The organism is Roseateles koreensis, from assembly GCF_028595305.1.
In the GTDB taxonomy this organism is placed as follows: Bacteria; Pseudomonadota; Gammaproteobacteria; order Burkholderiales; family Burkholderiaceae_C; genus Paucibacter_A; species Paucibacter_A koreensis.
Genome location: NZ_JAQQXS010000008.1, coordinates 40,451 through 58,816 on the forward strand (window position 1 = coordinate 40,451; position 18,366 = coordinate 58,816).

Sequence of the window (18,366 nt, forward strand, 5' to 3'; positions counted from 1 at the left end):
TCAGGGCGCTAGCAAAAGTGAGCGAAAACTTAAAGCGAACGCATGACACTCCATATTGCCCCCCCTGATCAGACGGTGCGCCCACTCATGGAGACGCTGCCGCTCACGGCCCGGCTGGATGATGAGTTATGCATTGCAGGTATCGCTGAACTGCAGGATGATTTGTTGGGGCTGCTCAATCATGCCCATGTGCTGCTGGACTTGCGGGCCATACCCGGTTGGGATGCCTGTGGCGTGCAATTTCTTTTGATACTTTGGCAAGAGTTTCAACGCCGGCGCGGGACGCTTACCTTGCTGGCGGACGATCCGCCTTTGCGTCAAAGCCTGCGGTGGCTGGGCCTGCCGGCACAGGCTTTGGTGGGCTCCGATGAGGAGGCGCCGTGAGCAACGCCGACGCGTCGAAAGCCCGAGCGATATTTTTCGCCGAGGCGCGCGAACAATGTGAGCGGCTGGAGGCTATTTTGCTGGCCAAACCAGGCGCCGGCGATGCTGAAATCTGCCAGCGGCTGTTCCGCACTGCGCACACCATCAAAGGCTCGGCGGGACTGTTCGGCTTGCAGACCTTGCAGCAGTTTGCGCACGAGATGGAGAGCGTTTTGGAGCGTTTGCGCCAAGGGCAGATTGTTCTGGACCAGGCCTTGGTGAGCTTGCTGCTGCGTTGCAAAGATCATTTGCGCAGCTTGATTGATTCAGGTGAATGGGCTCAAACGCCCGACGTTGTGGAGCAGGTGCAAGCCCGGGTGTTGAGCGAGGCATTGCACGCGTTGTGTGCGGAGGGGTCGGGCGCAGCAGCGGCGGTTGTGGGCGTGCTTGAAGCTGAGAGCGGGGGGCGTCTGATCTGTAGCGCCAATCCGTATTGGCAAGTGGGGCTGCGCTTTGACCCCGCGCTGTTTCGCAAAGGCTTTGATCCGTTGCTGCTGTTGAATGATTTGAGCGAGTTGGGTGAGTTGCGTCAGGTACAAGTGGTTTGGCGTGACTGGCCAGCCTTGCCTGTTTTGGATGCCACGGAATGTTTTTTTGGGTTGAATTTGAGCCTGGCTTCTCAGGCTGACGCGACGAGTCTTGGCGAGGTTTTCGAGTTGATTCAGCACGATGCCTGCGTGGCCTTGCTGCCGCCCCGGGCGCCGTTGCGCGACTACCGGTTGTGGGCAGAGCGCCTGCAGGCTCGCGCACCGACACAAGCCGGTGAGAGCGTTGCCGCGCAGGTTCAGCGCTGGCAGGACTGCGGCGCGCTGACGGCGCAGGAGGCGGCCCGGGTGATGGCCAATGAAGTTCAGGCCGACACCGTCATGCTAAACGAGGACATCAGGACAGAGGCGCAGCTGACGCAACCCGCCTTGCCGCTGAAGGCCGAAGCGGCGTATGTGCGCGTCGAGGCCGGGAAGCTGGACCGTTTGATCGACCGTGTGGGTGAGTTGGTGCTGGCTTTGGCGGGCACGGATTTGCTGGCTCGGCGCGAAGGCGACCCCTTACTTCTTCAATCGGTGGGAACCTTGCAAGGGCTGGTCGAGTCTTTGCGTGAAGACGCGCTGACCTTGCGCATGGTGCCTTTGGATGAAGTGTTTGGCCGATTCCCGCGTCTGGTCCGGGAGGTGGCTTTGCAGTTGGGCAAGAATATTCGCTTGGAACTGGCGGGCGCGCAGACCGAGATCGACAAGACCCTGGTGGAGCCGCTCACCGAAGCTTTGACGCACCTGGTGCGCAATGCGTTGGACCATGGCCTGGAGTTGCCGGCCGAGCGCCTGGGCAGTGGCAAGCCGGCACAGGGCGTGTTGCGCATCGCGGCCTGGCAGGAGGCGCAATCGGTTTGGGTGGAGGTGCTGGATGACGGGCGCGGCATCGCGCACGACAAGGTGCTGGCCCGGGCACGGTCCCTCGGATTGGTGGCGGGCGACGTTGCTGAACTGCCGGAAGGGGCCGCCAGCGACGCGGCGCTGATGCAGTGGATCTTTCGCCCCGGTTTTTCAACCGCCACGCAGCTCAGCGCGCTGTCGGGACGTGGGGTGGGGTTGGACGTGGTCAAACGCAATATCGAAGCCCTGCGCGGCGAGATCGATGTGAGCTCCCGGCCGAAGCAGGGGAGCTGTTTTCGCCTGCGTCTGCCGCTCACACTCAGCTTGATCGAAGGGTTTCAGGTCGAGGTCAGCGGGGCCAGCTATGTGTTGCCTTTGAGCGCGGTGTTGGCGTGTGATAGCTATTCCGTGCAGGCCGCAGCAGGTGCCCGCGGGCACCTGCTGGTGCGCGATGAATGGCTCCCCTGCGTGCACTTGCGGGAGCTGTTCGGACAGGCGGATACGGGGCCATCGGCCTATGCGGTGATTGTGCGTTTTGGTGCGCGGCGCGTGGTCTTGGTGGTGGACCGGCTGGTCGGCCAGATGCAGGCCGTCATCAAACCTTTGGGGCCCTTGTTTCGTGCCCTGCGCGGCATCAGCGGCACGACCATTCTGGCCAATGGCCAGGCGGCGCTGGTGCTGGACGTGGGGCAACTCATTCAGTGGGTCGAGCAGCGGGAGGCTCGGGCGGGCGGTGTGCCATTCGGTACATTGGCCCCGGCCTCCTCACCCTTTCGAGGAGAATATTCATGATGTGGTTCCATCGGCTCCTGGTGCGCAGCAAGCTGGCGCTGGTGTTTCTGGTCTTGTTGAGTTTTTGTCTGATTTTGGGCTGGACTGGCTACACCGCCACCGCGCGGATCAATTTGCTGGTGAAAGACATGTATGCCGATCAGCTATTGCCCATCCGCGATGTGGGGGACGCAGCCAAACAAGCGGTGCTGCACGATCGCGCGTTGAACCGTGATGTGCTGGAAACTGACGTCAAGGTTCTGGCGGAATTGTCCAGGCACATGAAGTTGCGCAGTGGCTTGGTCGAGCAGCAGGTGCAGGCGTATCGGGAGACGAATCTGACGCCCCCCGAGGTGGCCGCGCTGAAGGCGTTCGACCAACGGTGGCGCGACTATCAGGACATCAGCCAGCAGATTCGGGTTTTGGTGGATCACGGCGACCGTGCCGCAGCGGTGCAGTTGATGAGCGAGCGTGGGCGGCACGCGTTTGATCAGGTGGACGATGTGCTCACTGAAATTGTGGCCATCAACAAAAAGCTGAGTGATGAGTCCTTGCAAAGCAGCGGGGACATCTTTCGCACGACCCAGCAGGAGTTGTTCACGATCACCCTGCTGACGGTGTTGGTCGGCGCGGCCCTGGCCTACTTCGTGATGCGCAGCATCTTGCGGCAACTGGGCGGCGACCCGAGTGACGCCGTGCAAATCATGGGTCGTGTGGCCCAGGGCGACTTGAGCACCCAGATTGCGCTGAAGGAGACGGACCGCAGCAGCCTCTTGTTCGCACTCCAGCGCATGAACCAGCGATTGGCCCAGGTGCTGAGCGAAGTGGTGATGATGGCGGAGGCCTTGAGCTCGGCCTCCGAGCAAGTGGCGTCGACGGCCAATGCGGTGGCGCAATCTTCGGCAGAGTTGTCCACCAGTGTGGAGCAGAGCAGCGTGTCGGTGGAGCAAATGGCAATCACCGTGAGTCAAAACGCGGACAACGCCAAACGTACCGAGGGTATTGCCGGGAAGGCGGCCATCAGCGCTGCAGCGGGTGCCGAAGCGGTGCTTGAAATGGTGTCGGCCATGAAGGCCATTTCCGGGCGGGTAGGCGCCATCCATGAGATTGCCAACAAGACCGATTTGCTGGCCATCAATGCGGCCATCGAGGCAGCGCGTGCGGGCGAACATGGCAGGGGTTTTGCGACGGTGGCCACTGAGGTGCGCAAGCTGGCCGAGCGCACGCAGGCCGCGGCGCGGGAGATCGGCGAGCTCGCTGCCCGCTCGGTGGGGGTGGCCGAACATGCGGGGAGATTGCTGACCGACATGCAACCAGGGATTCAAAAGACCGCTGACCTGGTGCAGGAGATTGCCGCCGCGTCACGCGAGCAGCGCATGGGCATCGGCGACATGAAGTCGGCGGTGGCGCAAGTGAGCGACGGCATGCAGGCCTCAGCGGCCTCGGCGGAGGAACTCAGCACCACCGCAGAAGAGCTCAGCACCATGGCGCAGCAGTTGCAGACACTGATGGGGCAATTTCTGCTGCCCGGGCATGCGCAGTTCTCACACCCATCTCACCCCTCTCAACCGATGGGCGAGCTGGGGCGCCATGGGCGCTATCCCGCGGCTGGCATGGGGCGGCGCAGCGTGGGCGCGGGGGTCGCTTCAGCGCCGGCGGGGCGGCCGGCTGCAGACAATGATTTCGACGCCAAGTTCAGCAACTACCCAGAGTGAGGGGCGCACATGCAAGCCTTTGTTGCCCCCCACTTTGCAGACGAACCGGCTGCACCAGAGCGTCCGAAGCTGCAGTGCGTCACGTTCAACCTGGGCGGTGAGCTTTTCGGGATTGAGATTCGGCATGTGCGCGAGATTGTGGAACTGGACACCCTCACCGCAGTCCCCATGATGCCGCCCTTTGTGCGCGGCATCATCAACTTGCGCGGGCGGATCGTGCCGGTGATTGATCTGGCGCTGCGCTTTGGCCAGGAGGCCACCGCCTTGCAGGCGTCGACCTGTGTGGCCGTGTTGCGGATGCTTGATGCGACAGGCGCTTGCGAGTTGGGGGTCTTGCTGGATTCGGTGGGCGAGGTGTTGGACATCCCCTTGGATGAGCTGGATCCCGCACCGAGTTTTGGGGCGCGGATTCGCGCCGAGTTCATCCAGGGCATCGCCACGCTGGGGCAACGCCCTGCGGTGATTTTGGACGCCGAGCGCGCTTTGTCCCTCGCCGAGTTAGCCGCTCTGGCGGAAGCCTTGCTGGATTCACCCCCCGCACCTCAGTCGCCGCGGTATGAGCGGTGACATGCCGCGCTGGCCCGGACGTCATGGGGCGCCGACCCTGTCCGCGGAAGAGTTCGACGGTTTCCGGCGCTTTTTGTATGACGAGGCCGGCATCGCTCTGGCCGATTCCAAGAAGGCCCTGGTGCAGTCTCGTCTGGCCAAGCGGTTGCGCCAGCTGGGTTTGACGGACTTCGCCAGCTATTGGCAATTGCTGCATGACGCAAATGACGAGGATGAACGCCAGCAGGCCGTCAACGCGCTGTCCACTCACGAAACTTATTTTTTTCGGGAGCCGCAACCCTTCGCTTGGTTGCAAGCCCATGTCAGCGCCGTGGCCGCTCATGGCCGGCGCCCCTTGCGTTTGTGGTCGGCTGCCTGCGCCACTGGTGAGGAGGCCTACACCCTGGCCATGCTTGTGGCGGACTGTCTGGGCGTGGGCGGGGACTGGGAAGTTTGGGGTACGGACATCAACACCCAAGTGCTGGCACACGCACGTCTTGGCGTCTACGACCTGGCGCGAGTACAGCGAACGCCAAAGCATTTGTGGCGGCGCTATTTTCAGTATGGACGGGACGACTATCAGGGCAAGGTCCGGGTGCGGCCGGAGCTGGCCAAACATCTGCGCTGGCAACAAGTCAATCTGCTAAATTGCAATGGATTGATGACGTTTGATTTCGACGTTATTTTTCTGCGCAATGTCATGATCTACTTCAACGCTGAATCCAGAGCCCTGGCGCTGAACCAGGTCTGCCAACATCTGCGGCCAGAGGGATATCTGTTGATCGGTCAATCTGAAAATCTGCATGCACCGGGCACTCACCTGCAATTGGAAGCGCCCAAGCGCCTGCGCAAGGTTCAGCAGTTGAACGAAGCTGGGCGGCTGACATGAATCGCGGTGGCACCGCAACCAGCCCCTCGGAGGCCCTGGAGAAATGGCGTGGGCGTCGCGTTTTGGTGGTGGACGACTCAAGCAGCAGCCGATATGCGGCAGTGCAGCTGTTGGAGAGCCTCGGATTCAGCCTGATTCATGAGGTGGAAAACGGCCGTGACGCGCTGGAAGCCCTGAAAGACGCCGAGCATCGCTTTGATCTGCTCTTGACTGATCTCAATATGCCGGACATGGACGGCATCGAGTTGCTCACCTGTTTGGCTAAATCACCAGTCAAGCAGGCCTTGTTTGTTGCGGTCATGAGCGGCGTGCACCGTGATGTGCTGGACACCGTGCAAGGCATTGCCGAGGCCTCGTTGCTGGAGCTGTTGGCGGTTTTACCCAAACCACTGATGGCCGAGGATCTGCGGCAGATGTTGGCGCAGTGCGATCCGGACAAGCACATGGCCGGCGTGGAAGGCCTGAGCCTGGAGGTTTGCGAGCCCGATATTGCGTTGGCTCTGGACGCCGGGCAGTTGCAGCCCTACTTTCAGCCCAAGGTGTCGCTGGTGGACCACAAGCTCAAAGGCTTTGAGGCCTTGGTGCGCTGGATTCATCCGGTGCACGGTGTGGTGCCGCCGCTCTTGTTTGTTCAATACCTGGAGTCGGGCGAACTGGCGGAGCGCTTCTTTTTCAATTTTGTTGAACAAGTCGCCGCAGTGATGGCCGGTTTGCACGGGGGCTTGTCAGGCCAGGACGTCCTGGATTTTGAACACGTGCATTGTTCGGTCAATCTGCCGGTGCCTCTGCTGGAGACACCCGCCTTGGTTGAGCGTCTGGAGGCCGTGATGCGCCACCACCACTTGCCCAATAGCGCCTTGGTGGTGGAGTTGACCGAGACCACCTTGATGTCTCATCTGGGGTCGACTTTGGGCACCCTGGCCCGCTTGCGCATGAAGGGCTTTGGTGTGGCCATGGATGACTACGGCACCGGCTACTCGTCCATGAAGCAGCTGTCGCGCTGCCCTTTCTCGGAGTTGAAGATTGACCGCGAGTTTGTTCACGATGCCAGCAGCAGCCCGAAAAGGCTGGCCATCCTGACCGGCGCGATTGCCATGTGCCAGCGCCTGAAGATGGTGTGCGTCGCTGAAGGGGTGGAAGTCCAGAGCGATTGGGACCAACTGGCCGCCCTGGGGTGCGAGCTGGCGCAGGGCTATTTCATCAGCCGCCCCATGCCGGCCAGTGAGTTGTTGGCCTGGGTGCTGGCCCCCTAGTTCAAAGGCGAAGTCCGGACATTTGTGTCACCGAATTGGCGAGGTGTCAGCGCAGAATGAAGCGGGGTCATCCCTGGTCAAACTGAAGGAAGCTGAAATGTCGGACCTCTGGAACAAAGTCAAGCAAGTCGCCCAGGACGTGGCGCATGAAGCGGGTGAAGCGGTGTCGGAGGCCAGCAAGGCGGTGGCTGGCAGCGCAGAAGCCTTGGGCGACAAGGCGGCCACGGCTGCCAGCAGCGCCTGGGCCAGCACCAAGGTGGCGACGCACGACGCGCTTGAAGGTGCCGGTGAGTTGGCGAAAAAAGCCGGTACCTTGGCCGCTGATGCCGCAGACAAGACGGTTGAAGCCGCCGGCCACGCTGCCGACAAGACCGCTGAGCTGGCCAAACAAGCCGCTGACAAAACCCGCGACTTGGCCCATCAGGCCTTGGACAAAAAGGACCCAAGCTGAGCCCAACCTCGCCAGGGCTACTTAAGTCCAGCCCCTTATGATGGCCGACGCCGTGCTTGCCTTGGCGTCTTCCATCGACTGATTTGGGCGCGTGGCGCCGCATTCCTCCCATGCTGGGTACTCAAAAGCTAAGCCTTTTCGCCGCTGCCGGCCTGTTGCTGCTGGCGGCCTGCAGCCCCTGGTGGGCGGTGCGGCAACTGCGCGAAGCGGCTGATGCGAACGATCTTGCGCGCCTGAGTGATCAAGTCGATTGGCCTGCGATGCGAAGCCAGCTCAAATTGAGCGTGCAAGACCGATGGGCGCATCGCGCGCTGACGGAGTCGGGGCAGCCCACGCGGGCAGCCAGCTTGGGTGCCGAGGTGGCTGCCGCTTTGCTGGGCCCGATGGTGGATGAGCGGGTGAGCCCCGAGGGTTTGAGCCGCATGCTGCAAGGCCATGCGCTTGATGTGCATCAGCACGCCGAGACTGAGGCCGCCTACGAGAGCCTAAACCGCTTTGTGATGAACATCCGGCACCCGGCCGACGAAGGCAATGCGGGCGCCGCTGCCGAAGACACGATTCAGCTGGTGTTGCACCGGCGCGGCCTGTTCGGCTGGAAGTTGGCCGAACTGCGCCTGCCCTGAGATCACTAACTCGGGCTTACACCACCGTCATGCGCTCCGGCGCAAGGTATTGTTGGCGATAGGCTTCAAAAGACAGCGTGTCTGCCGCTTCGATGCGGGCTTGTTCTTCCAGGGATCGAAGAGCCAGCGCGTCGAAGCGAGCCGCCATGTCGGCGCCGTAGGGCAAGCGCAGCAAGGTTTGCCGCGTCATTTCAGAGCGCTCACGCAAGAAGGCCACGTAGGAGTTGCCGTGCGACTGCTTCATGGTCGCCAGCAAACGGGCTGACGGTGTGCTGTCGGGTTGGGCCAGCGTGCGCCGTGCGGCGTTCAGGGCTTCGGTGTAGTCGCTCGACGCGTGGGCGGTGTCGAGTGCGGCGGCCATGGCCTGGCATTGGTCCAGCAATTCTTGCCCCCACTCGGTCAGTGAGCGGGTGCCGTTGCCGTACTGAAGACGCAAGCTGGGGTCGCGCCCGTGCGAGGCCACGAGGTGTTGGTTGCGCGCCAGGGCCTTGATTTCTTCGGGGGTGTCCGGCGGGCTGGCATGGGTCAGGCAGTGCAGCAGAAACACATCGAGAAAGCACACCGTCTGCGCCGCGATCCCGACCGGCACAAAGGGGTCGAGGTCCATACAGCGCACTTCCACATACTCCACGCCGCGTTCACGCAGGGCGTGCAGCGGGCGCTCGCCAGATTGGATGACGCGTTTGGGGCGGATGGTGCCGTAGAACTCGTTCTCGATCTGGAGCAGGCTGGTGCTGAGCTGGTTGTAGTCGCCACCGGGGTTTTGCACGCCAATGGCTTCGTAGGCCGGATAGGGCCGGGTCAGCGCGTCCTGCAGCGAGGCGGCATAACTCTCCAAACTGTTGTAACTGACGGCCAGCGAGCTTTGCGCATCGCTCTGGTAGCCCAGTCGCCCCATGCGCAGCGACGTGCCGTAGGGCATGTGCAGAGAGCCTTCGCCAATGGGTTGCAGTTCGTGCTGACGCCCCGCCACAAAGCTGGAGCACAGCGCTGGCGAAGCGCCGAAGAGATACAGCAGCAAGAACGAATGGCGGCGAAAGTTGCGGATCAGGCTGAAATACTGCTCGCTGCTCACTCCCGGCAGCGACCAGTTGTAGTGGATGCCCGAAATGGTCTGCATGCGCCGGCCATAGCGCTGGCCCAGGCCCATGCGGTAGACGCTCTTGGAGCGTCCCACATTGGACTTGCCATAACGGCCCAAAGGGATGGTCTCGTCGGTGGGCAGCCCGCAGGGCATGGAGCCGACCCAGAGACGCTCGGCCGCCGGGCCCGTGCCCAGGGTTTGGTAGACCGCCTGATGCACTTCGGTGAGCTCTTGCAGGCAGGCTTGCACCCCGGTATGCACGCCGGTGATCAACTCCAGCTGGGATTCGCTGAAATCGGTGGTGATGTGCGGGTGCGTCAGCGCCGAACCCAGGGCGACCGGATGCGGAGTAAGTGCCAACATGCCGTTCGCTTGCGCCCGCAGGCTTTCTTTTTCGATGCCGCGGCGCAGCCCCAACAAATCCGCTGTGGTGATGGCGCCCAGGCGCTTGAATTCATCGCTCATGGCTAGAGCCTCCAGTCCCAAATCTACTCGCAGGCCGCACGGTAACAGAGCCCGACATTTTCTGCCGTGACACAGGACACTGTGTTTTCTGCTAGCAAGATTGCCGCTTGTGAGCGGCTTGGGTGCCGCCTGGGTGACAGGCAAGTGGGGCGCCTTGCGCCAAACTGCGTCCATCCCAGCCCAGCCCGATCGTCAGGAAGCCCGCCATGAACTTCGACTACAGCCCCAAAGTCCAGGAGATGCAAGCCCGTCTGCTGGCATTTTTCGATGCGCACATCTACCCCAACGAGGCCCGTTTCCACGAAGAGGTGGAAGCCAATCGCCGCAACGGTAACGCCTGGGTGCCCACCACTGTGATCGAGGAGCTCAAGCCCCTGGCGCGCAAAGCCGGCTTGTGGAATCTGTTTTTGCCCAAGTCCAGCCGGGCGCCTGAAGGCTTGTCCAATCTTGAATATGCGCCGCTCTGCGAGATCATGGGCCGTGTGACATGGGCGGCCGAGGTGTTCAACTGTTCGGCACCTGACACCGGCAATATGGAAACCATCGAGCGCTACGGCAGCGAGGCGCAAAAGACCGAGTGGCTGGAGCCGCTGTTGCGGGGCGACTTTCGCTCGGCCTTTTTGATGACCGAACCCGCCGTGGCTTCCAGCGATGCCACCAATATCGAATGCCGCATCGAGCGGGTGGGCGATGAATACGTCATCAACGGCACCAAATGGTGGTCATCAGGTGCCGGTGACCCGCGCTGCGCCATCTATGTGGTGATGGGCAAGACCAACCCCGAGGCGGGCCGGCATGAGCAGCAATCGATGGTGCTGGTGCCCGCCAACACGCCCGGCGTGCGGGTGATTCGCCCCCTGACCGTCTATGGCTACGACGATGCGCCACACGGTCATATGGAGGTCGAGTTGAAGAATGTGCGGGTGCCTGTCGGCAATATCTTGCTGGGCGAAGGCCGTGGTTTCGAGATCGCCCAAGGTCGGCTTGGCCCCGGGCGCATCCATCATTGCATGCGCTCCATCGGCGCGGCCGAGCGGGCGCTGGAGTTGATGTGCGAGCGTGCTATCGCCCGCACTGCGTTTGGCAAAACTCTGGCGCAGCAGACCGTCACTCAGGAGCGCATTGCCGAGGCGCGCTGCATGATCGAGCAGGCGCGTCTACTGACGCTCAAAGCCGCCTACATGATGGACACCGTGGGCAACAAGGTGGCCAAGGCCGAAATTGCCATGATCAAGATTGTGGCGCCGAACATGGCGCTGCAGGTGATTGACTGGGCCGTGCAGGTCTTTGGCGGCATGGGCGTCAGCGGCGACACGCCTTTGGCGATCATGTGGGCCCATCAGCGCACGCTGCGCCTGGCCGACGGCCCCGATGAGGTTCACCGTAACTCCCTGGCCAAGCTGGAGTTGGCCAAGCACATGAGGTTGCCTGGCGGGGAAGTGCGCATGCCCATCACACGCGGCAGCTGAGATACATCGCCCGGAGTGAAATCAGTCGCCCCGGATGGGCCTTTGGCGACAGATAATCCGGTCACCATGCCGACACCTACCGACTACATTCGACGTCATATCCGCACCGTGCCGGACTGGCCCAGCCCGGGCGTCCAGTTTCGTGACATCACGCCGCTGTTGTCGAATCCGCGGGTGTTTCGGGTGCTGATTGACCAATTTGTTCATCGCTATTTCGACGCCCATCCCACCGCGATTGCCGGGCTCGACGCGCGGGGCTTCATCATCGGCTCGGTGCTTGCTTACGAATTGGGCGTGGGCTTTATTCCCATCCGCAAGAAGGGCAAGCTGCCCTTCACCACGGTGGAAGAGAGCTATGAGCTGGAGTACGGCAGTGCCACGGTGGAGATGCACACCGACGCCGTCAAGCCCGGCGACCGGGTGGTGTTGATCGACGACCTGATCGCCACCGGCGGCACCTTGATGGCCGGCGCCAAGCTCCTGGAGCGCCTGGGCGCTGAGGTGATCGAAGGCGCCGTCATTGTGGACTTGCCTGAGCTGGGCGGCTCCGCCAAGGTTCGTGCCTCCGGCTTGCCGCTGTTCACCCTGGTGGAATTTGACGGGCATTGAGCCCGCCGCCTAGCCTGGGCCGGGCGCCTTCACCTGCACCACGCTTTGCCCGACAATAGCGCCATGGCCAAACCCATTCCCCGACTCACCCGTGAACAGATCCAGGCCGTCATCAAGACCGCCTGGGAAGATCAGCCGCCCTACAACAAGGTGCTGATGGCGCACCAGCTCGGCCAAGGCGAACTGGTGCAGCTGATGAAGCGCGAACTGACCTCCACCGCCTACAAGATGTGGGCTGCCCAAGGCAAGGGCGTGAAGGCGCCGACGAAAAAGCCGGTCTGGCCGCACGGTCGTTGAGCCTTGCACGGACGGTGCCAAGCCATGCTCAACCCGCCCTATTGGCCGCTGCAATTTCTTCCAGTAAAAACTCGCGCAGCCGGGCTTCATCGCTGAAGGCGACGTTGAAGCGCAGCCAGCCGGTCTGGCGCGGTTCCGGGGAGAACAAATGCCCGGGGCCGAGCATGATGCCCTGGAGTGCCGCGCGCTGCGACAGCAAGGCGGCGTCGGGCAAGTCGGGGTGGCGGGCCCAGAGGTACATGCCGGCCTCGATTTGGCTGTGCAGCTCGAAACCCAGGCTGTGCAGTTGATCGGCGACTGTCCGCTGCGCCTCGGCCAAGCGGCTGCGCAGGCGGGTGAGGTGCTTGCGCCAGCGGCCTTCGGTCAGGGCGCGCAAGACCAGCCGTTCGTTAAGGTCTGACGAGGTCAGGCCCGAGACCATCTTGCGCAGGGCCAGTTCTTCCAGCAGCGCTGGCGCTGCGGCGACATAGCCCACACGCAGATTGGGAGAAATGGTTTTGGAGAAGCTGCCCAGATACGCCACCCGCTGCAGTTGGTCCAGGCTGGCCAGGCTGGGGTGCCATTCGGGGTCGAGATCGGCGTAGATGTCGTTTTCGACAATGGCGAATTGATGGCGGTACGCCAATTGCAGCAAGTGCAGCAACTGATGCAGCGGCGCGCTGGAATTGGTTGGGCTTTGCAGCCGGGGTTGGGTGAAGAACACCTTGGGCTGGTGCACCGCCAGCAGTGCCTCCAGCGCCTTCAAATCGTAGCCTTCAGGGGTACGCGGCACTGGCAGCACGGTGGCACCCAGAAAGCGCAGGATGTAGAGGATGTTGGGGTAGCCGGGCGAATCCACCAGCACCACGTCGCCGGGCTGCACCCAGTAGCGCGCCAGCAGGTCCAGCGCCTGGCTGGAGCCTTGGGTGAGTAGCAGCTGATCGGCGCTCAGTTTGATCTGCCGCTCGGCCAGCAGCTCAACCAACAAGGCGCGCAGTTCGGCATGGCCATACGGCGAGCCATAACCGCCCAACTCAGCGCCTTCTTGCGCCATCTGCCGAAAGGCGCGCCGTACGCCTTCTTCAAACAACCAGTCTTGGGGCAGCCAGCCGCAACCGGCGCGGATGTCCAGATTGCGGCTTTCGAAAATCTGCCGTAAATACCATTTGGCGTCGAATTGCAGTTCCGCCACGCGATCCGCCGGGTCCGCCGAGGCCGGCGCCGTGGCCCGCGCCCGCACGAAGAAACCTGCGTTCGGCCGGGAGTGCACCAGGCCGAGCGCGACCAGCCGGTCATAGGCTTCAACCACAGTGAAGACGCTAACGCCTTGCGCCGCAGCGAACTGGCGGATCGAGGGCAGCTTGCCGCCGGGTTTTAGCGTTAGCTCGTCGATTTGCTGCTGAAAACCCGCCACGATCTGGGCGACCAGCGGTGTCGGGGCATCGTGATTGAGCGCGGGAAACATGGGGGCCTGTGGTGAGACGTGCCGCGCTGTACAGGTTGGCGTCCCTGTACAGCGCGGCACTGTGCGTTGCCAACTGTACCTGTTGCGCTGACGCCTGAATGTTCAGAATCGCCAGATCTTCCCATTCTTCAGGAGTTCCTCCATGTCGGCATCCACCCGCTCTTCGTCCGCCCGCCCCAGCAATGCCCAGTTGATGGACCGGCGCCGTGCCGCCGTGGCGCGCGGCGTGGGGCAGGCACTGGAGGTTTTCATCGACCACGCCAACAACGCTGAGCTGTGGGACGTGGAAGGTAAGCGTTACATCGACTTCGCCGGCGGCATTGCGGTGCTCAACACCGGGCATTGCCACGCCGAGGTGGTGGCTGCCGTGCAACAGCAGTTGACGCAGTACACCCACACCTGCTTCCAAGTGGTGGCCTATGAGCCCTATGTGGAGCTGGCAGAACAGCTGAACCGCCTGGCACCGGGCAACTTCGCCAAGAAAGCGCTGCTGCTGACCAGCGGTGCCGAGGCGGTTGAGAACGCGGTGAAGATCGCCCGCGCCGCCACCAAGCGTTCGGGCATCATCGCCTTCACCGGCGGCTACCATGGCCGCACCATGATGACATTGGGCCTGACGGGCAAGGTGCAGCCGTACAAGACCGGTTTCGGCCCCTACCCAGCGGAAATTTTCCACGCGCAATTCCCTAACGAATTGCATGGTGTGAGCATCGACGACGCCATGGCTTCGGTCGAGCAGATCTTCAAGAACGACATCGAAGCCGAGCGCGTGGCTGCTTTTATCGTTGAGCCGGTGCAAGGCGAAGGCGGCTTCTACGTCGCCCCGAATGAATTCATCCGCCGCTTGCGTGAGCTGGCTGACCGCCACGGCATTTTGCTGATTGCCGACGAAGTGCAAACCGGCGCCGGCCGCACAGGCACCTGGTTCGCCAGCGAGCAATGGCCCGTGGCGCCTGACCTGATCACCACGGCCAAGTCCATGGCCGGTGGCTTTCCCATCTCTGCCGTGGTCGGCCGAGCCGAGGTGATGGACGCCCCCGCCCCTGGCGGCTTGGGTGGCACCTACGCGGGTAGCCCGGTGGCCTGCGCCGCTGCGCTGGCCGTGCTGGAGGTGTTCGAGAAGGAACAGCTGCTGGCTCGCAGCCAAGCCTTGGGGGAGCGCATCAAGGCCCGTCTGAAGACGATGGCTGGCGTGGTGTCCGCCATCGGCGATGTGCGCGGCTTGGGCGCCATGGTGGCGCTGGAGTTGTTTGCGGTGGAAGGCGGCAAGGCGCAGCTGGCCAAACCCGACGCCGACCTCACCAAGCGCGTGGTGCAGCTCGCCGCCCAGCGTGGCCTGGTGCTGCTGTCCTGCGGTACTTACGGCAATGTGGTGCGTATTTTGGTGCCTTTGACCGCGTCTGACGCTATCGTGGATGAAGGCCTGGACATTCTGCAAGCCAGCCTGCAAGCCGCATCGCAAGCCTGAAAGGACGCCGCCCCATGACCACTCCCTTGAATGAACTGCGCGACCCCGCCCTGCTGAAAAACCAGGCCTATGTGGACGGCGCCTGGGTGGACGCTGCTTCGCACTTTGCGGTAAACGACCCGGCCACCGGCCAGACCCTGGCCCAAGTGCCCAATCTGGACGGCGCCGCTGCCGAGGCCGCCATTGCCGCTGCCAACCAGGCATGGCCGGCTTGGCGCGACAAAACTGCCAAAGAGCGCGCCGCCGTGCTGCTGCGCTGGCACCGCCTGATCCTGGATCACACCGAAGATCTGGCCCGTCTGATGACTGCTGAGCAGGGCAAGCCCCTGGGTGAAGCGCGCGGCGAGGTGGCCTACGCCGCCAGCTTTGTCGATTGGTTTGCCGAAGAAGGCCGCCGCGTTTACGGAGAAACCATTCCCACCCATGACCGCAGCAAGCGTCTGATGGTGCTCAAGCAGCCCATCGGCGTGTGTGCGGCCATCACGCCGTGGAACTTTCCGCTCGCCATGATCACCCGCAAGGTGGCTCCGGCCCTGGCCGCCGGTTGCCCGGTGGTGATCAAGCCGGCAGAGCAGACACCGCTGTCCGCCCTGGCCTTGGCTGAGTTGGCGGCGCGCGCCGGTTTTCCGGCCGGCATCTTCAATGTGCTGACGGCCGACGGCGCCAACTCCATCGCCATCGGCAAGGTGCTGTGCGACAGCCCGGTGGTGCGTCATCTCTCATTCACCGGCTCCACCGAAGTGGGCCGCATCCTGATGCGCCAATGTGCGCCCAGCATCAAGAAGTTGTCGCTGGAGCTGGGTGGCAACGCGCCCTTCATCGTCTTTAACGACGCCGATGTGGACGCCGCCGTGGAAGGCGCCCTGGCCGCCAAGTACCGTAACGCCGGCCAGACTTGCGTCTGTGTCAACCGTTTTTATGTGCAAGACGGCGTGTACGAGACCTTCGTCACCCGCTTGGCGCAAAAGGTGGCGGCGCTCAAGGTGGGCAACGGCTTCGAGCCCGAGGTGCAAGTGGCCACCTTGATTGACGACCAAGCCGTGGCCAAGGTTGCCGAGCATGTGCAAGACGCGCTTGCCAAGGGTGGCCGCCTGCTGACCGGCGGTGAATTGCTGAAGGGCCGCCTGTACGCGCCCACCGTCATCGCCGATGCCACTCCCGACATGCGCTGCGCCCGTGAAGAAACCTTTGGCCCGGTGGCGCCGGTGTTCCGCTTCCACACCGAGGCTGAAGCCATCGCCCTGGCCAACGACACCGAGTTCGGCCTGGCCAGCTACTTCTACAGCCGCGACATGGGCCGCATCTTCCGCGTCGGCGAAGCGCTGGAATACGGCATGGTGGGCGTCAACACCGGCCTGATCTCCACGGCTGAAGCCCCCTTCGGTGGCGTCAAGCAATCCGGCCTTGGCCGCGAAGGCTCGCACCATGGCATCGACGATTACCTGGAAGTCAAATACCTCTGCCTGGGGGGGATTCAGGCGGCTTGAGCCTCGTGGGCAGCTCAGAATGCGCGTTCCATGACCCGCCAGCCCGCATGAAATTCGGAGGGACTTCAACCCCTTCGTAGGGCGGGCGGTCCATGAAGCCCATCTGCTCGTAGACCCGGTGCGCAGGCTGCTGGGGGCTCCGTGTCGAGGCACGCCCGCGTGTAGCCAAACGCCCTTGCGTCCATATGCCAGCTTCCAATCGCTACTGGGTGCTTTACACGAAGAAAGCTACATCGATGTTCAGGATGTGCGTGCCGCTGCCTACGGCTACGGTGGTCAGAGGCAGGAATATCGCTTTCAGCGCCCCGCACAAATTCTTGAGCGTGGGGGTGAAAGGCTGGGCTGTCACTTGCCGATACAAAACTTGCTGAAAATCTCTCCCAGCAATTCATCGGCGCTAAAAGTACCGGTGATTTCGCCCAGGGCGTCGTGGGAGAGGCGAAGCTCTTCGGCCAATAGGTCCAGCGCGGGGGGCGCTTGGGTGGCCACGGCCATGGCCAGGGCCAGGTGCTCGCGGGTGCGGCCCAGCGCTTGCACATGGCGTTCGCGGGCGATGAACAGACCTTCGGGTGTGGACTGCCAGCCCACATGCTGCAGCAGGCTTTGGCGCAGTTCATTCAGGCCAAGGCCGGTCTTGGCGGAGAGCTTCAGCGCCTCGTCGGGCAAGACTTGACCCTCAGGCACAGCGGTGCTGTCGGCCTTGTTGAAAACCTGCACGATGCGGGCGGGGTCGACGGTGCTCAGGCGGGCGCGGATATCGGCATCCTCCGCCTCGTATTCGGGCAGGCCGACGCGGGTCAGGTCGTGCAGGAAGAGCACCACATCGGCTTCTTCAATGGCGTCCCAGCTGCGTGCCACGCCGATGCGCTCCACCTCGTCAGTCGCCTCGCGCAGGCCGGCGGTGTCACTGATGTGCAGGGGAACGCCTTCGATCTGGATGGTCTGGCTGACTTTGTCGCGGGTGGTGCCGGGAATGGGGGTGACGATGGCCAGTTCGGCGCCGGCCAGCGCGTTCAGCAGCGAGCTTTTGCCCACATTGGGCTGGCCGGCCAGCACCACCTTGATGCCCTCACGTAACAAGGCACCTTGACGGGTACGGGCGAGCACGGCGTCCAGGCGTTCGCGCAGACGCGCGAGTCGGCCCAGGGCGTCGGCTTGCTGCAGAAAATCGATTTCTTCTTCCGGAAAGTCCAGGGTGGCTTCCACCAGCATGCGCAGCTTGATCAGCGCGTCGCGCAACTCGCCCACCTCGGTGGACAAGGCGCCGGCGAGGGCGCGGCTGGCGCTGCGGGCGGCGGCTTCGGTGCTGGCGTCGATGAGGTCGCTGACGGCTTCGGCCTGGGCCAGATCCAGCTTGCCATTCAAAAAAGCGCGTTGTGTGAATTCACCCGGCTCCGCCAGCCGCAGGCGCAGCTTCAGCGTGGCACCCAGCGCCATGCAACGCGCCAGCAGCAGTTGCAGAACCACCGGGCCGCCATGGGCCTGCAACTCAAGCACATGCTCGCCGGTGTAAGAGTGGGGCGCTGGAAACAGCAGGGCCAAGCCGTGGTCAATAGGATCGCCGCCCTCTGCGCGAAAGGGCAGGTAGCTTGCCTCACGCGGCTTCAGAGTACGTCCGCACAACGCCTGTACCAAAGGGGTCATGTCTTGCGGTGAGGACACCCGCACGATGCCAACGGCCCCGCGTCCTGGGGCGGTGGCGATGGCAACGATGGGGTCTTGGTGGCGGGACAACATCCCGCGATTTTAGGGGCTGCGTCAGGCGGTGATTGGCGCGGGGGAGGCTGGGCGCAGTACTCTCGTGAGCCTGCGCCTCATGCCACGTTGCGAACCGACGTTACTGCCGTCTTCTGGCTTGCGACTGTCTGCCCCGCATGCCTTGATTTAAGTCCTGTTCTCGTGCAAAGAAAAGCCCTCAAATATGGGGCTGAGGTATCAGCCTTGCGGTGACTGTGAATTTATGCCGTGTTTGTCGCCGCTGTTTCCCGCGGCGCGGCCGCCG

At 63.0% G+C, this 18,366-nt stretch carries 16 protein-coding genes and 1 pseudogene; 14 read left to right on the forward strand and 3 right to left on the reverse strand.

The features are described from left to right. The first annotated feature begins 42 nt into the window (after positions 1-42). From PRZ01_RS10235 to PRZ01_RS10270, 8 genes are all read left to right on the forward strand, one after another. Positions 43-384, forward strand: a complete 342-nt coding sequence (locus tag PRZ01_RS10235; RefSeq protein WP_273596688.1) for an STAS domain-containing protein — start codon at positions 43-45, stop codon at positions 382-384. Then, positions 381-2,585 (forward strand): chemotaxis protein CheA, encoded by a 2,205-nt coding sequence (locus PRZ01_RS19240; RefSeq protein WP_273596689.1) that lies wholly within the window; start codon positions 381-383, stop codon positions 2,583-2,585. Before PRZ01_RS10235 ends, PRZ01_RS19240 begins: the two co-directional genes overlap by 4 nt. Further along, positions 2,582-4,279 (forward strand): methyl-accepting chemotaxis protein, encoded by a 1,698-nt coding sequence (locus tag PRZ01_RS10245; RefSeq protein WP_273596690.1) that lies wholly within the window; start codon positions 2,582-2,584, stop codon positions 4,277-4,279. The genes PRZ01_RS19240 and PRZ01_RS10245 overlap by 4 nt, the downstream gene beginning before the upstream one ends. Before the next feature lie 9 nt (positions 4,280-4,288). Further along, positions 4,289-4,846, forward strand: a complete 558-nt coding sequence (locus PRZ01_RS10250) for a chemotaxis protein CheW (RefSeq protein ID WP_273596691.1) — start codon at positions 4,289-4,291, stop codon at positions 4,844-4,846. A gap of 1 nt (position 4,847) precedes the next feature. Further along, positions 4,848-5,714 carry a CheR family methyltransferase gene (locus tag PRZ01_RS10255; protein WP_273596692.1) on the forward strand — a complete coding sequence of 289 codons (867 nt, stop codon included), beginning with the start codon at positions 4,848-4,850 and terminating at the stop codon, positions 5,712-5,714. Further along, positions 5,711-6,967 carry an EAL domain-containing response regulator gene (locus PRZ01_RS10260; protein WP_273596693.1) on the forward strand — a complete coding sequence of 419 codons (1,257 nt, stop codon included), beginning with the start codon at positions 5,711-5,713 and terminating at the stop codon, positions 6,965-6,967. Before PRZ01_RS10255 ends, PRZ01_RS10260 begins: the two co-directional genes overlap by 4 nt. A gap of 97 nt (positions 6,968-7,064) precedes the next feature. Beyond that, complete coding sequence (locus tag PRZ01_RS10265) at positions 7,065-7,418, forward strand: hypothetical protein (protein ID WP_273596694.1); 354 nt, start codon at positions 7,065-7,067, stop codon at positions 7,416-7,418. Positions 7,419-7,528: 110 nt separating this feature from the next. Further along, positions 7,529-8,041: a DUF2939 domain-containing protein gene (locus PRZ01_RS10270; protein WP_273596695.1), complete on the forward strand. Its 513-nt coding sequence runs from the start codon at positions 7,529-7,531 to the stop codon at positions 8,039-8,041. A gap of 16 nt (positions 8,042-8,057) precedes the next feature. Here the strand turns inward: PRZ01_RS10270 and gshA are convergent, their stop codons facing one another. Beyond that, the gene (gene gshA / locus PRZ01_RS10275) at positions 8,058-9,590 is read right to left on the reverse strand and encodes a glutamate--cysteine ligase (RefSeq protein WP_273596696.1); all 1,533 of its coding nucleotides are present in this window, start codon (positions 9,588-9,590) and stop codon (positions 8,058-8,060) included. A gap of 206 nt (positions 9,591-9,796) precedes the next feature. Here gshA and PRZ01_RS10280 point away from each other — a divergent pair, with 206 nt between their 5' ends. From PRZ01_RS10280 to PRZ01_RS10290, 3 genes are all read left to right on the forward strand, one after another. After that, positions 9,797-11,059 carry an acyl-CoA dehydrogenase family protein gene (locus PRZ01_RS10280; RefSeq protein WP_273596697.1) on the forward strand — a complete coding sequence of 421 codons (1,263 nt, stop codon included), beginning with the start codon at positions 9,797-9,799 and terminating at the stop codon, positions 11,057-11,059. Positions 11,060-11,125: 66 nt separating this feature from the next. Next, positions 11,126-11,668: an adenine phosphoribosyltransferase gene (locus tag PRZ01_RS10285; protein ID WP_273596698.1), complete on the forward strand. Its 543-nt coding sequence runs from the start codon at positions 11,126-11,128 to the stop codon at positions 11,666-11,668. Between the two features lie 63 nt (positions 11,669-11,731). Beyond that, positions 11,732-11,965, forward strand: a complete 234-nt coding sequence (locus tag PRZ01_RS10290; protein ID WP_273596699.1) for a DUF2805 domain-containing protein — start codon at positions 11,732-11,734, stop codon at positions 11,963-11,965. 28 nt (positions 11,966-11,993) lie between these two features. Here the strand turns inward: PRZ01_RS10290 and PRZ01_RS10295 are convergent, their stop codons facing one another. Further along, positions 11,994-13,409: an aminotransferase-like domain-containing protein gene (locus tag PRZ01_RS10295; protein ID WP_273596700.1), complete on the reverse strand. Its 1,416-nt coding sequence runs from the start codon at positions 13,407-13,409 to the stop codon at positions 11,994-11,996. A 142-nt stretch (positions 13,410-13,551) separates the two neighbouring features. Between PRZ01_RS10295 and gabT the strand changes: the two genes are divergently transcribed. The 3 genes and pseudogenes from gabT to PRZ01_RS10310 form a co-directional block, all read left to right on the forward strand. Continuing rightward, positions 13,552-14,877: a 4-aminobutyrate--2-oxoglutarate transaminase gene (gene gabT / locus PRZ01_RS10300; RefSeq protein ID WP_273596701.1), complete on the forward strand. Its 1,326-nt coding sequence runs from the start codon at positions 13,552-13,554 to the stop codon at positions 14,875-14,877. 14 nt (positions 14,878-14,891) lie between these two features. Continuing rightward, positions 14,892-16,364, forward strand: a complete 1,473-nt coding sequence (locus PRZ01_RS10305; protein WP_273596702.1) for an NAD-dependent succinate-semialdehyde dehydrogenase — start codon at positions 14,892-14,894, stop codon at positions 16,362-16,364. A gap of 193 nt (positions 16,365-16,557) precedes the next feature. Beyond that, positions 16,558-16,665: pseudogene (locus PRZ01_RS10310) on the forward strand (4-oxalocrotonate tautomerase); the annotation flags it as partial. A gap of 44 nt (positions 16,666-16,709) precedes the next feature. Here PRZ01_RS10310 and mnmE read toward each other — a convergent pair. Beyond that, complete coding sequence (mnmE, locus tag PRZ01_RS10315; RefSeq protein ID WP_273596703.1) at positions 16,710-18,101, reverse strand: tRNA uridine-5-carboxymethylaminomethyl(34) synthesis GTPase MnmE; 1,392 nt, start codon at positions 18,099-18,101, stop codon at positions 16,710-16,712. Positions 18,102-18,366 lie beyond the last annotated feature (265 nt).